We start from the raw sequence: 12,685 nt of genomic DNA, 5'->3' as shown, positions 1-12,685 counted from the left end.
AGCAGCGTTGAGGGTGACGTCAAGCCCTCTGCTGCGTCACTTTGCAGCGCCGTGTGCTTGGCTTCTGCCGCAATGACGCAGGTCAAGCTTTCAGAAACCGCTCCGCCCGGAACGGAGTCGCATCCACGGGGGCGGCCTCGCCATTCATCAGGGCTGCCAAAATGGCGCCGGTGCCGGGCCCGGTGCTGAAGCCGATGTGCTGGTGGCCAAAGGCGAGCCACAGGTTGCGCTTGCCGGGCATGGCGCCGATGATGGGGCGGCTGTCGGGCAGGGTGGGGCGACGGCCCAGCCAGGGCGTGGGCTCCAGCCGTGCACCCATGTCGATGGCCTGGCGGGCTGCGGCTTCTGCCAGATCCAGCTGCAGCGGATTGGGCGGGGCATCCAGGTCGGTCAGCTCCACACCGCTGCTCACACGCAGGCCCTGCTCCATGGGCGTCATCACGTAGGCGCCGGCGGTGTCGTAAATGGGGCGGCTGATGTTGCAGGCAGCAGGCGGCGCAAAGTGCATGTGGTAGCCGCGCTCATAGGCCATGGGCACATGCACCCCCAAGGTGGCCATGAAGTTGCGGCTCCAGGGGCCCAGGGCGACGACGATCCGGTCGGCTTCCACCGCGCCACCGGCATCGCCCACCACGCGCCAGCGGCTGCCCGCCAGAGGCTCCAGCGTCTTGACGCGGGCCTGCAGAATCTGCCCGCCTTGCTTGCGGAACAGTTCGGCATAGGCTTTGACAACAGCGCCCGGGTTGTCGACCGACCAGGTGTCCTTGATCCAGAGCGCGCGCTCAAAGATAGGGTTGAGCGCGGGCTCCAGTTGGCGGATATGGTCGCGCTCCAGCACCTCGGTCGAAACGCCGAAATGTGCCATGCGCTCGCGGGCCAGTGCTGCGCCTCCCAGGGCGGCCGCCTGCCGGTAGGCCATCAGGTAGCCGTTGTCGCGCATGCGATGCGCGGAGCCGCTTGCGCGCAGCAGTTGGGCATGCTCGGTCATCGACAGACGGATGAGGCCGTCGAGTGCGGTGGTGGTTTCGCGGAACATGCTGGCGCGGGCATTGGCCAGAAACTTCGCTGCCCAGCCCAGGTTGTGCAACAGAAACTGCGGGCGGTAGCGAAAGCCGGTGCTCTGGTTCTTCAGCAAGGTCGGCAAATTTCCGAACAGGGCAGGGTTGTTGAATGGCATCAACGAGCTGCGGGCAATCACGCCCGCGTTGCCATACGAGGTTTCCTCGCCGGGTGCACGCCTGTCCAGCAAGGTAACCTGGAAGCCCTTTTTCTGCAGCGCCAGTGCCGTTGCAACGCCGACCATGCCGGCTCCAAGTACGGCTACGGAAATATTGCTCATGGATGATGGTGGTGTGGTGCGCTATTGATATGAAATCAATAGCAAGTGGCGCTTTCTGGATATGCGAGAGCGCCATTTTTTCAGTAAAAAAACGCAGCTGCAGCGGACTGCTTTCATGCCGATGCAGCATTTTAAAAACTATAGCACTCCCTGGCGGCAAGGTGGCTGAGCTGTAGCTACGCGCAGGTGTTTGGGCTTCTGCAAATTTTCGATTGCCTACAAGCTTGCAGTGCTCTGCGGGGGCGTAGGCGACTTGCAGCCAGGGTTTTCTACCCAGCGGTCAACTGCGCACCTTCCACCAGAAACTGCAGCTTGCGCTGGCCCTGCCATTCGTTGATGTCGAGACGGTAGGCGAGCAGCACCTTGGCAGGCAGCGGCTCGGTATGGCCGAACCAGATGCCGTCCACCATTTCGCCCTGGTGGCGCAGCTTGAGGGACAGATGCTTTTCGCCCACCAGGCGCTGGCTGATCACCTCCAGCTCTTCGCTGAAGGTCGGAGGCGCAAAGCCCTGGCCCCAGACCTGGCTGTTGATCGCGTCCACGGTCTCGGTACGGCGAAACTGCGCGGGCAGCGGGCCGTCGGTTTCCATCTGGCGGGTGAGCGTGCGCTCGTCCAGCCACTCCTGCGCCACCTGTGCCAGCGCCTGCTCGAACACCTCAAAATGTTCTTCTGCAATCGTGCAGCCTGCCGCCATGGCATGGCCGCCAAACTTGATCAGCACGCCCGGGTGGCGCTTGGCAACCAGGTCGAGCGCGTCGCGCAGGTGAAAACCTGCGATCGAGCGGCCCGAGCCTTTGAGCTCATGCTCATGCCCCGGCGCACTGCTGGCGGCAAAGACGAAGGTGGGGCGGTGCAGCTTGTCCTTGATGCGTGACGCCACGATGCCGACCACGCCTTCGTGGAAATCCGGGTCGAACACGCTGACGGCGGGAGGCGGCTCCTCGCCTTCTTCAAACAGTTCCTCGACCAGCAGCATGGCGTGCTCGCGCATGCCGCTTTCGATATCGCGGCGCTCGCGGTTGATGGCGTCGAGCTGGCGTGCCAGTTCGTCGGCGCGCAATGCGTCCTCCGTCAGCAGGCATTCGATGCCGATCGTCATATCCGCAAGGCGCCCTGCGGCATTGATGCGCGGGCCCAGGGCAAAGCCGAAATCAAAAGTGCTGGCGGCTGCCGCGCGCCGGCTGGCGGCCGAGAACAGGGCCCCCAGGCCTGGCGGCATCTGGCCCGCACGGATGCGGCGCAGGCCCTGGGCTACCAGGCGGCGGTTGTTGGCATCGAGCTTGACCACATCGGCCACCGTGCCCAGTGCCACCAGGGGCAGCAGGGTGTCCAGCCGGGGCTGAGGCCGTTTTGCCGCTGCGTGTGGCGCTGCATGCGCTGCATTGCTTCCCGAGGGAGTGCCCGCATCCTCAAAAGCGCCACGGCTGCGCAACTCGGCGCGCAAGGCCATCAGCACATAGAACATCACGCCGACACCTGCGATGGATTTGCTGGCAAAGCCGCAGGCTGGCTGGTTGGGGTTGACGATGGCATCCGCTGCGGGCAGGGTGGCTGCAGGCAGGTGGTGGTCAGTCACGATCACCGTCAGGCCCAGCGCCTTGGCGCGGGCCACGCCATCCACGCTGGCGATGCCGTTGTCCACGGTCACCAGTACATCGGTGCCCAACTCGTGCACCCGCTCGGCGATTGCAGGGGTGAGACCGTAGCCGTCCACCACGCGGTCGGGCACCAGGTAGCGCACGTTGCCCGCACCCAGCATGCGCAGCCCGCGCAGGGCCACGGCGCAGGCGGTGGCACCGTCGCAGTCGTAATCGGCCACCACGCAGATGCGCGCCTGCTGCTCAATGGCGTCGGCCAGCAGGCGGGCGGCATCCTGCGCGCCAAGCAGGTCGGCGGGCGAGAGCAATTGGGCCAGACCATCGTCCAGCTCGGCAGCGGCCTGTACGCCGCGCGCGGCAAACAGCCGGGCGAGCAGCGGATGCACGCCTGCCTGCTCCAGCGCCCAGGCGGTACGTGGCGGGATATCTCTTGCTAGGATTTTCATAGTGAACGGAGCATATCGGCAGCATGCTGGCTGCCAAACAGTTGTTTGATTTTCTGGAGCAGTCCTCCAGGGATATGCTCCAGCGTGACTGCATTTTTTTCGCCGCACAAGGTGAGTCTGGCAGGGGCGGCTGCAGGCAGGCTGGCATCGAGCTGCTGCCAGGTCTTTTGCCAGGCAGGCCAGTTGCCGGTGAGCGCTGCATTGCGCAAATCAGTATTCAGTACCGGCATGGTGGCGGGCAACTGGTAGCCGGAAGGCAGGGCGCCGGCGCCATGCACCCAGAAGGAATTGATGGGCGCCTGGCCCGCAGCCTCGCGCGCGTCGCTCCAGGCATGGGTGTAGAGCAGCATCTGCATTTCGGTCTGCAGGCGGTGCAGCACGGCGGCCTGGTCCTTGCTGGGCAGCCAGGGTCGCACATCGCGCAGGGCAATGCGATCCAGCGAAGCGGTTTCCAGGCACCGGAATACCTCGCCCTGCGCCAGCCAGCGGTCTGCGCGGTCATAGGCGAGGGTGATGCCGTCCTCGGCAAACCAGGGCGCCATGATGGCAAGCAACTCGCGCGACTGCGCCTCGTGCATCTGCGCGGCTGCCAGCTCGCTCATGCGGACCTGGTCGGGCGAAATATGCCAATGGCAAGGGGTGATGAAGGCCCAGGCGGCATCGCCGGGCGTGGCGCCTTGCTGCAGCTGGTGCAGCGCTGCCCACGGCGTGGCGCGGGCGGGCAGTTGCAGGGCGCGGGCGAGGGCGCGTTCGTGCGGCGGGGCAAAATCCTCGGTCTCGCCGCTGTCGGTGGCGGCGGGCTGCAGGGTTTTGAGCCACTGCTGCAGCCGGGGCAGTGCAAGGTCTTGCAGCGCCTGCTGGCAGCCCTCCTCGTCGGAGGCTGCGTAGGAAATGATCAAATGCTGGAATTCCGACATGGGCCTATTGTCAGCGATGCCACAATGCTGGATTGCAAGCGGTGGCTTCCGCCGCCATGATGGCTACAAAAACATATGCAGATTCCCTATGAGCTGGCGCTGGGCTGGCGCTACACCCGGGCGGGGCGTGCCACGCGTCGCAACGGGTTCATTTCATTCATCTCGGGTGTGTCCATGCTGGGCATTGCGCTGGGGGTGGCAGCCCTCATCATCGTGCTGTCCGTGATGAACGGGTTCCAGAAAGAGGTGCGCGACCGCATGCTCAGCGTGGTCTCGCACATCGAAATCTTCACGCCCGGCGGCGATTCCCTGCCCGACGTGGCCAAGACCATGGCCGAGGCGCGGCAGAACCCCAATGTCATCGGTGCAGCCCCCTTCGTGGCGGCCCAGGCGCTCGTGGCGCGTGGGGAAGACATGCGCGGCGCCTTGCTGCGCGGTATCGATCCGGCGCTGGAGCCCGAGGTGACCGACATGGCCACCGGCATCCAGCAGCAAGCCCTGCAGGCGCTCACGCCCGGCAGCTTCAATGTGGTGCTGGGATCGGAGCTGGCGCGCATCCTGGGCGTGGAGCCGGGAGACCAGGTCACGCTGGTGGCGCCCAGCGGCCAGGTTACTCCGGCGGGCGTGGTGCCGCGCCTCAAGCAGATGAATGTCGTGGGCACATTCAACTCGGGCCACTATGAGTACGACTCCGCCCTGGTGCTGATGCACTACGAGGATGCTGCCAAGCTTTTCCGGCTGGAAGGCCCCACCGGCGTGCGCCTCAAGCTCAAGAACCTGCATGATGCGCCCGAAGTGGTGCAGCAACTGGCCAAGACGCTCAGCGGCCATTTGCTGATTCGCGACTGGACGCAGCAGAACAAGACCTGGTTTGCAGCCGTGCAGGTGGAAAAACGCATGATGTTCATCATCCTCACCCTGATCGTGGCCGTGGCAGCCTTCAATCTGGTGACGACCCTGGTGATGACCGTGACCGACAAGCGCGCCGATATCGCCATCCTGCGAACCCTGGGCGCCAGTCCCAAAAGCATCATGGGCGTGTTCGTGGTGCAGGGCGCACTGGTCGGGGTGATCGGCACCCTGGCGGGCCTGGCGCTGGGTTTGCTGATTGCCTGCAACATCGATGTGATCGTGCCTGCCATCGAGCGGGCGCTGCACACCAGCTTCCTGCCCAAGGATATTTACCTGATCAGCCGCATGCCGAGCGAGCCGCAAAGCGCCGACATCGTGCCGATCACCGTGATTTCGCTGATTCTGGCTTTTGTGGCCACGCTGTACCCGAGCTGGCGCGCCAGCCGCGTCAACCCTGCGGAGGCCCTGCGTTATGAATGATTCTTCTGTGGTGTTGCAGGCCAGCGGCCTGACCAAGCGTTTCTCCGAAGGACTTCTGGATGTGGAGGTGCTCAAGGGCATCGATCTGGAGGTACGCGCTGGCGAAACGCTGGCCATCGTGGGGGCCTCCGGCTCGGGCAAATCCACCTTGCTGCACCTGCTGGGTGGGCTCGATGAGCCCACCAGCGGCTCGGTGCGCCTGAAGGGCCAGTTGCTGGGCGAATTGAGCCCTGCGCGGCAGGGTCAGTTGCGCAACCAGCACCTGGGCTTCATCTACCAGTTTCACCATCTGCTGCCCGAGTTCAGCGCCCTCGACAATGTGGCCATGCCGTTGCGCATCCGCCGCATGCCTTATGAAGCGTGCACGGCGCGCGCCGAAGCCATGCTGGCGGCCGTGGGCCTGAAGGACCGCGTGCAGCACCGCCCGGCCGAATTGTCGGGCGGCGAGCGCCAGCGCGTGGCCATTGCGCGGGCGCTCGTCACGCAACCGGCCTGCGTGCTGGCGGATGAGCCTACCGGCAACCTGGACCGCTCCACCGCTGATACCGTGTTTGCGCTGATGATACAGCTCGCCCGCGAGCAGGGCACCGCGTTTGTGATGGTGACGCACGATGGCGAACTGGCAAAGCGCTGCGACCGCGCCGTACGCATGGCCAACGGCAGATTTGAATGAAATGGGCTGTCGGCGCTCAACCAGTGAACGCTGATTGCTCATATTTTGATAGCGTTTGATGGACGAGCATAGCCGCATATCGTGAGCTTCTGGATCGACACCCACTGCCACTGGGACGCGCCCGAGTTTGACCCTGATCGCGACCCGCTGCGCGAGGCTGCGCGTGCCGCCGGTGTGGCGCACTGTGTCATCCCTGCCATTGGCCGCATGGATTGGGAGACGGTGCGTGAGCTGGCCCATCGCTGGGGTGACAGCTACGCGCTGGGCATTCACCCGCTCTATACCGGCCCGGGTCGTGCGCATGAGCGTGATATCGACGCACTGGCGCAAATGCTGGAAGACTGCCGCGATGACCCGCGCCTTGTGGCCATCGGCGAGATAGGGCTTGATTTCTTTGTCGAAGGCCTGGATTCAGAACGGCAGACCTGGTTCTACCAGGAGCAGCTCAAGCTGGCGCGCCGCTTTGACCTGCCGGTGATCGTGCATGTGCGTAAATCCAGCGACCAGTTGCTCAAGGCCTTGCGGCAGTGGCCGGTGGTGGGTGGCATTGCCCATGCCTTCAATGGCAGCCTGCAGCAGGCGCAGCAGTTCGTGGAACGCGGCTTTGCGCTGGGCTTTGGCGGTGCGCTCACCTATGACCGGGCGCTTCACCTGCGTCGCTTGTTGCAAGGAGTGCCGATGGAGAGCATCGTCGTCGAGACCGACGCGCCGGATATCCCCCCGCATTGGCTCTACACCACGGCCGAACAGCGCGCGCAGGGCGTGCCGCAGGGGCGCAACCAGCCTGCCGAGATACCGCGCATTGCGCAGGTTTTGCAGGAAATACGCGCCCAGGGGTCATCAAACAAGCGCGAAATGCTACAAGATTGGATGCAAATCACCACGGCCAATGCTTGCCGGGTACTGCCCAAGCTGGGCGCTCTGCTGGCAGGAGCGCGCCATGGCTGACGGGCGCGAGCAGTCTTCGCTGGTGCTGCATGGCCTGTCGCCGGTGGTGGGGGCAGAGACTCGGGTGCTGATCCTCGGGAGCTTTCCCGGCGCTGCATCGCTGGGTGCCCAGCAATACTATGCCTACCCGCGCAACCACTTCTGGCCCATTCTGGCGCAGCTGTGGCCACAGTACCCGCAGCCGCAGGATTATGCGGGCCGCTGCGAGTGGCTGCTGGCGCGCGGGCTGGGGCTGTGGGATGTCTACGCCAGTTGCGAGCGCGCCGGCAGCCTGGACAGCGCCATCCGCAATGCCACGGTCAACGATTTTGCCGCGCTGAAGGCCCATTGCCCGCAACTGGTGGCAGCCGCCCACAATGGCGGCGAGAGCTTTCGCCATGCCAGGTCCGTTCAGGCCATCCTTGGTCTACCGGTGTACCGGCTGCCATCCACCAGCCCGGCCAATGCCTCATGGAGCATGCAGCGCAAGCTGGAGGGCTGGCGCGAGGTGCTGCGTCACTGCGGCTTGCCGGTCTGAACACGGGCCAGGGGCATGGGCGTGCCCGCATGGCTTTGCAGCAGGCGCAGTGACAGCCTTTGCACCCATGGGCCGAGCAGCACCACGATGACGAAGGCCGCTGGCCAGGCGCATGCATAGGCATGCAGCCACAGGCCGACAAAATGTGCGGTGAAACCCAGGTTCAGCCAGGTGACCCAGGCGGTCATCAGCCCGCTGAGCAGCAGAGACATCAGCATGGAAGTCAGCAGTCGTTGTTTGAGTGCGAGAGACATGGTGTGCGAAGCCTTTCTTGTGAATGGCCCGCAGTGTAGATTCTGATTAAATTAGAAAAAAGAGATAAATTATCATTTTTAAATTCCATATTTGAAATCATGTTCGATGATCTGGCCTTGTTTGTCGCCATTGTGGAAAGCGGCAGCCTGAGCGCAGCGGCACGCCGGGCCGGACTACCGCCAGCGACTGTGACACGCCGACTGCAGCAACTGGAGCGCCAACTGGGATGCAAGCTACTGCACCGCAGTGCACGCCGCATGCTGCCAACGCCCGAGGGCCAGGCCTACTTCGAGCGCTGCAGCCCGCTGTTGCAGTCGCTGGCACAGGCCACGCAGAATCTGGAGCAGAGCCTTACCCAGGTGCAAGGCATGGTGCGTGTGCTGGCGCCCATGAATCTGGCCAAAGGTCTGTTGCTGCCGGTATGGCAGGAGTTTCTGGCGCGCTACCCGGGTGTGCAACTGGACTTGCGCCTGTCCAATCTGCGGGAGGACCTGCTGGAGCAGGGGGCCGATCTGGCCATCCGCGTTGGCTCGCTTGCCGATTCGAGCCTGACAGGGCGCAGGCTGGGCCATGCTGCCATGGGGCTGCTGGCATCCCCCGGCTACCTGGCCCAGGCTGCACCCATCAACGGTCCGCAGGATTTGGCCGGGCATCGCTGGATTGTGGCCGATCCACTGCGCCAGTTGCGCCTTGCGCACAGCCAGACGGGGGAGGTCTACAGCCAGTCGCTCTATGGCGCTGCGATGCGTGGCATGGTCAACGATGTAGCGGTGGCTGCCACCATGGCGGCCAGTGGGCTGGGTCTGCTGTTTGCCCCGCTGTGGGCCTGCGCGAGCTATCTGGAGCAGGGCAGTCTGGTGTCGGTGCTGCCGCAGTGGCAGGCGGGTTCGCACGATATTTCGCTGATATGGCCGCAGCACCATCTGCCTGCGCGGGTGAGGGCCTTGATCGACCTGTTGCTGGAGTTTTCGGCCAACGATCCGCGACTGCAAGGCCAAATGCAGATAATGCCCGCACCATGACCAAAAGAAAAACCGTGGCAGCCGATGCAGCGCTGCCTGAAGTGACCATTTCCGATTTCGACGGCATCCGTTACCTGCACCTGGGAACGCCCTGGGTGCAAGGCTCCATGCGTATCAGGAAGCCATTCGACATCGACCTGGAATACGTGCAGCGCATGATGGCCTGGTTGCTGCTGGTAGACCCGGCCACCGTACCCGAGCGCCGCGCCATGCAACTAGGTCTGGGCGCGGCGGCGGCCACCAAGTTCTGCGTGCAGAAGCTGGGCATGGCGACCACGGCGGTGGAGCTGAACCCGCAGGTCATCTCTGTATGTCGTCAGTGGTTCAAGCTGCCGCCCGACAGCGACAGATTGCAGGTGGTGCTCGGCGATGCGGGGGCAGAAATCCAGAAGCCCCAGTATCTGCAGACGGTGGACGCCTTGCAGGTGGATCTGTATGACCACGAGGCGGCGGCTCCGGTGCTCGACAGCCCCGACTTCTACCTGCATTGCCGTAATCTGCTGACCGACGAAGGCTGCATGACGGTCAACCTGTTTGGCCGCACCAACAGCTATGCGCGCAGCCTGGCCAATATCCAGCAGGCTTTTGGCGATGAGGCCGTATGGCGCTTTGCTGCCACCAAAGAGGGCAATACCGTCGTGCTGGCACAACGCACCGCCAGCCGCCCGGAGCGCGAACTGCTGGTGCAGCGTGCCGATGCCATACAGCAGGCAACTGGCTTGCCCGCACTCAAATGGTTGAAGGTTTTTAAACCTGTGGTGGCCCTGGCGGTCTGAGCTTTACCCCGCCTGCGCGGGCTTTCAGGTATAACCTCGGCAGACCAACTATGACATGAGGGATTGCACCATGGGCGCGCCAGATCACCCGTCGGATGACGAGCCGGATTTTCAACATACGGTGCTGGTGGACCCTGCTGGCTTGCCGAGGGATGCGGACCCTCCTGCACCGCCTGCCTCATCCGGTCGGCGCTCTGCCGTGTTTGTGCCCGGCACGGTGGACAGCAACGATCCCGTGAGCGCACCGGCGGCATCTGCTTCTCAAGGTTCTGCATCCTCGCCCATTGGCCGCAGCGCCAAGTCTGCGCTGATGCAGCGCCCGCTCGATCTGGTGCAGATCATCAGCTGGCTGCAGGCAGATGGCTGGATCACTTCGGCCATTGCCAAGGCCACGATCGAGCGATGCAGCCATGCGTCCAGCAGCCAGCATCCGATCGTTCGTCTGGCCAGCGTGGTGGTGCCCCGCGCGCAGGATGGCAAGGCGCTCGACGTGGAGATGCTGACCGAGTTCGTCGCCAAGCACTGCGGCCTGCCTTATTACAAGATCGATCCACTCAAGACCGATGCGGCGAAGGTGGCCGAAACCATGGGCGCGCCGTATGCCCAGCGCCACGGCATCCTGCCGGTGCAGGCCTCCTCCCAGGAGGTGGTGATTGCCGTCAAGGAGCCCTGGATCGACGAGTGGGTGGGCGAGGTGGAACGCCAGGCACGGCGCAAGGTACGCCGTGTACTCGCCAACCCCAAGGATATCGACAGGTACCGCAGCGAGTTCTTTGCACTGGCCAAATCGGTCAAGGCGGCCAACAAACTGAGTGGCTCGCTATCGAGCATCGGCAATTTTGAGCAACTGGTCGATCTGGGCAACGCCAACCAGCAGTTCGATGCCAATGACCAAGGCATCATCCGGCTGGTCGATTGGCTGTGGCAGTTTGCGTTTTCGCAGCGCGCCAGCGATATTCATCTGGAGCCGCGCCGCGACCAGGCGGTGATCCGCTTCCGCATTGATGGCGTGCTGCACAAGGTCTACCAGATGCCCATTGGCGTGCACAACGCCATCGTCTCGCGTGTCAAGCTGCTCGGCCGTATCGATGTGGTGGAGAAGCGCCGCCCGCAGGACGGCCGCATCAAGACCCGCAACACCCTGGGCGACGAAGTGGAAATGCGCCTCTCGACCTTGCCGACCGCATTTGGCGAGAAGATGGTGATGCGTATCTTCGACCCGGAAAACACGGTCAAGGATCTGGCCGAACTGGGCTTCACCCCACATGACGCCCAGCGCTGGGAGCAGTTGGTATCGCGTCCGCACGGCATCATTCTGGTGACCGGCCCCACCGGCTCGGGCAAGACGACAACCCTGTACTCGACGCTGAAGCGGCTGGCGACGGAGGAGGTGAACGTCTCGACGGTGGAAGACCCGATCGAAATGATCGAGCCCTCCTTCAACCAGACGCAGGTGCAGCCGGTACTTGATTTCAGCTTTGCCGAAGGGCTGCGCGCGCTGATGCGCCAGGATCCGGACATCATCATGGTGGGCGAAATCCGCGATCTGGAGACGGCTGAGATGGCGGTGCAGGCGGCGCTGACCGGTCACCTGGTGTTCTCCACCCTGCACACCAACGATGCCCCCAGCGCCATCAGCCGCCTGATGGAGCTGGGCGTGCCGCCTTACCTGATCAATGCCACCATGCTGGGCGTGCTGGCCCAGCGCCTGGTACGCACCCTGTGCGAAACCTGCAAGCAGCCTGATGAAGAAAGCACGGTGGATGCGCTGAACAACGCCATCCACCCCTGGAAGATCAAGCGCGAGTACAGGCCCTACAAGCCCGTGGGCTGTGACGAGTGCCGCAATACCGGCTACCGTGGCCGCATGGGCCTGTATGAGTTGCTGACGGTCAGCGAGGCGATCAAGGACCAGGTGCATATCTCGCCCTCCATGTCTGCCCTGCGCCGCCAGGCGGTAAAGGACGGCATGCACCCATTGCGCCTGGCGGGCGCACTGCGCGTATCCGAAGGCATGACCACCTTCGAGGAAGTCATCGCGAGCACGCCGCCCATCGAGATGGGCGACCGCTGACAGCCACTGGCTCTTCAGCCTGTCTGCCAGTCGTTCGGGCTGTTATCAAAAGCAAAGTTCTGCCGTGCGCCGATGGCGCGGTGGTGGCCGGTCTCATAAAAAATTTCCGGGGCTAGAGAATCCCGGAAATACAGCCGTGCCCGTAATTGCTTGTGAATCATGGCGCTGCGGTTGGGGGCGGCGTTTTGACCTAGGGTTTTCCTGTGTCCAATCGTAAGTGGAATCCACATCTGTCAGCCAACTGTCAGCATCCACAATGCACAACATCCATATTTTCGTTTGGAGACATAGTGAAACTCAAGAGCCAAAAAGACTTTTGGGCGGGCATCATGTACATGACGGTGGGGATTGCGTTCGCAGTGGGCGCAAAGAACTACACGATCGGTACAGGCGCTCGCATGGGGCCAGGTTACTTCCCGCTGATTCTGGGCATTCTGCTTGCTGTGATTGGTGCGGCCGTCGCCTTCAAGGGCCTCACCAGTGGCCCCCGGGACGGTGATCCCATCGGTAAATGGGCATGGAAGCAGGTGTTCTTCATTCTGCTGGCGAACTTTGCATTCGGCATCCTGCTGGTTGGCGTGCCTACGCTCGGTATTCCAGCCATGGGCCTGATTGTTGCCATCTATGCACTGGTCTTCATTGCCAGCATGGCGGGGCATGAGTTCCGCGCCAAGGAAGTGTTCATTCTGGCCACCATCCTGGCCGTTGGCAGTTACGTCGCTTTCGTGTGGGCACTGAATCTGCAGTTCCCCGTGTGGCCTAGCTTCATTACCGGTTAAGAGGAGCC

13 protein-coding genes are annotated in these 12,685 nt (G+C 63.4%); 8 read left to right on the top strand and 5 right to left on the bottom strand.

Annotated features, from left to right (window positions below):
* Positions 1 to 82: 82 nt before the first annotated feature.
* The 3 genes from ABIE32_RS14240 to ABIE32_RS14230 all read right to left on the bottom strand — a co-directional run bounded on the left by ABIE32_RS14240 (position 83) and on the right by ABIE32_RS14230 (position 4,301).
* Positions 83 to 1,339, bottom strand: a complete 1,257-nt coding sequence (locus ABIE32_RS14240) for an NAD(P)/FAD-dependent oxidoreductase (RefSeq protein ID WP_429017124.1) — start codon at positions 1,337 to 1,339, stop codon at positions 83 to 85.
* Between the two features lie 269 nt (positions 1,340 to 1,608).
* A complete protein-coding gene (recJ, locus tag ABIE32_RS14235) occupies positions 1,609 to 3,384 on the bottom strand; it encodes a single-stranded-DNA-specific exonuclease RecJ (protein ID WP_429017122.1) in 1,776 nt (591 codons plus the stop codon).
* A complete protein-coding gene (locus ABIE32_RS14230; RefSeq protein WP_429017119.1) occupies positions 3,381 to 4,301 on the bottom strand; it encodes a phosphoglycerate mutase in 921 nt (306 codons plus the stop codon). The genes recJ and ABIE32_RS14230 overlap by 4 nt, the downstream gene beginning before the upstream one ends.
* Positions 4,302 to 4,376: 75 nt before the next feature.
* On the opposite strand from ABIE32_RS14230, the gene ABIE32_RS14225 reads away from it, so the two are divergent.
* The 4 genes from ABIE32_RS14225 to ABIE32_RS14210 all read left to right on the top strand — a co-directional run bounded on the left by ABIE32_RS14225 (position 4,377) and on the right by ABIE32_RS14210 (position 7,771).
* Positions 4,377 to 5,633 (top strand): lipoprotein-releasing ABC transporter permease subunit, encoded by a 1,257-nt coding sequence (locus ABIE32_RS14225; RefSeq protein WP_429017118.1) that lies wholly within the window; start codon positions 4,377 to 4,379, stop codon positions 5,631 to 5,633.
* Complete coding sequence (gene lolD, locus ABIE32_RS14220) at positions 5,626 to 6,306, top strand: lipoprotein-releasing ABC transporter ATP-binding protein LolD (RefSeq protein WP_429017117.1); 681 nt, start codon at positions 5,626 to 5,628, stop codon at positions 6,304 to 6,306. Before ABIE32_RS14225 ends, lolD begins: the two co-directional genes overlap by 8 nt.
* 81 nt (positions 6,307 to 6,387) lie before the next feature.
* The gene (locus ABIE32_RS14215) at positions 6,388 to 7,254 is read left to right on the top strand and encodes a TatD family hydrolase (protein WP_429017114.1); all 867 of its coding nucleotides are present in this window, start codon (positions 6,388 to 6,390) and stop codon (positions 7,252 to 7,254) included.
* Positions 7,247 to 7,771: a DNA-deoxyinosine glycosylase gene (locus ABIE32_RS14210; RefSeq protein WP_429017112.1), complete on the top strand. Its 525-nt coding sequence runs from the start codon at positions 7,247 to 7,249 to the stop codon at positions 7,769 to 7,771. The genes ABIE32_RS14215 and ABIE32_RS14210 overlap by 8 nt, the downstream gene beginning before the upstream one ends.
* Here ABIE32_RS14210 and ABIE32_RS14205 read toward each other — a convergent pair.
* The gene (locus tag ABIE32_RS14205) at positions 7,750 to 8,025 is read right to left on the bottom strand and encodes a DUF2798 domain-containing protein (protein ID WP_429017110.1); all 276 of its coding nucleotides are present in this window, start codon (positions 8,023 to 8,025) and stop codon (positions 7,750 to 7,752) included. The two genes, ABIE32_RS14210 and ABIE32_RS14205, sit on opposite strands and share 22 nt — an antisense overlap.
* Before the next feature lie 99 nt (positions 8,026 to 8,124).
* Between ABIE32_RS14205 and ABIE32_RS14200 the strand changes: the two genes are divergently transcribed.
* The 3 genes from ABIE32_RS14200 to ABIE32_RS14190 all read left to right on the top strand — a co-directional run bounded on the left by ABIE32_RS14200 (position 8,125) and on the right by ABIE32_RS14190 (position 11,898).
* On the top strand, positions 8,125 to 9,048 hold the full coding sequence (locus ABIE32_RS14200) for a LysR family transcriptional regulator (RefSeq protein ID WP_224151628.1): 924 nt from the start codon (positions 8,125 to 8,127) through the stop codon (positions 9,046 to 9,048).
* Positions 9,045 to 9,824, top strand: coding sequence for a spermidine synthase (locus ABIE32_RS14195; protein WP_429017107.1), 780 nt, complete (start codon positions 9,045 to 9,047; stop codon positions 9,822 to 9,824). Before ABIE32_RS14200 ends, ABIE32_RS14195 begins: the two co-directional genes overlap by 4 nt.
* A gap of 310 nt (positions 9,825 to 10,134) precedes the next feature.
* Positions 10,135 to 11,898, top strand: a complete 1,764-nt coding sequence (locus tag ABIE32_RS14190) for a GspE/PulE family protein (protein ID WP_429017167.1) — start codon at positions 10,135 to 10,137, stop codon at positions 11,896 to 11,898.
* Between the two features lie 14 nt (positions 11,899 to 11,912).
* On the opposite strand, the gene ABIE32_RS14185 is transcribed toward ABIE32_RS14190, so the two are convergent.
* Complete coding sequence (locus ABIE32_RS14185; RefSeq protein WP_429017105.1) at positions 11,913 to 12,128, bottom strand: hypothetical protein; 216 nt, start codon at positions 12,126 to 12,128, stop codon at positions 11,913 to 11,915.
* 60 nt (positions 12,129 to 12,188) lie between these two features.
* On the opposite strand from ABIE32_RS14185, the gene ABIE32_RS14180 reads away from it, so the two are divergent.
* Entirely contained in the window at positions 12,189 to 12,677 is a 489-nt protein-coding gene (locus ABIE32_RS14180) for a tripartite tricarboxylate transporter TctB family protein (protein WP_224151631.1), read from the top strand.
* Positions 12,678 to 12,685: the final 8 nt, after the last annotated feature.

Source organism: Comamonas sp. 4034 (assembly GCF_050434545.1).
Lineage (GTDB): Bacteria > Pseudomonadota > Gammaproteobacteria > Burkholderiales > Burkholderiaceae_C > Comamonas > Comamonas odontotermitis.
The sequence above is the reverse complement of the archived record's forward strand: the minus strand, read 5'-3'. Positions and strand labels throughout refer to the sequence as shown.

Coding starts and splice junctions, on each gene's coding strand:
- ABIE32_RS14195 (WP_429017107.1), top strand. CDS start 9,045: ATGACCAAAAGAAAAACCGTGGCAGCCGATGCAGCGCTGCCTGAAGTG.
- recJ (WP_429017122.1), bottom strand. CDS start 3,384: ATGAAAATCCTAGCAAGAGATATCCCGCCACGTACCGCCTGGGCGCTG.
- ABIE32_RS14210 (WP_429017112.1), top strand. CDS start 7,247: ATGGCTGACGGGCGCGAGCAGTCTTCGCTGGTGCTGCATGGCCTGTCG.
- ABIE32_RS14230 (WP_429017119.1), bottom strand. CDS start 4,301: ATGTCGGAATTCCAGCATTTGATCATTTCCTACGCAGCCTCCGACGAG.
- ABIE32_RS14225 (WP_429017118.1), top strand. CDS start 4,377: ATGCAGATTCCCTATGAGCTGGCGCTGGGCTGGCGCTACACCCGGGCG.
- lolD (WP_429017117.1), top strand. CDS start 5,626: ATGAATGATTCTTCTGTGGTGTTGCAGGCCAGCGGCCTGACCAAGCGT.
- ABIE32_RS14185 (WP_429017105.1), bottom strand. CDS start 12,128: ATGTGGATTCCACTTACGATTGGACACAGGAAAACCCTAGGTCAAAAC.
- ABIE32_RS14240 (WP_429017124.1), bottom strand. CDS start 1,339: ATGAGCAATATTTCCGTAGCCGTACTTGGAGCCGGCATGGTCGGCGTT.
- ABIE32_RS14205 (WP_429017110.1), bottom strand. CDS start 8,025: ATGTCTCTCGCACTCAAACAACGACTGCTGACTTCCATGCTGATGTCT.
- ABIE32_RS14200 (WP_224151628.1), top strand. CDS start 8,125: ATGTTCGATGATCTGGCCTTGTTTGTCGCCATTGTGGAAAGCGGCAGC.
- ABIE32_RS14190 (WP_429017167.1), top strand. CDS start 10,135: ATGCAGCGCCCGCTCGATCTGGTGCAGATCATCAGCTGGCTGCAGGCA.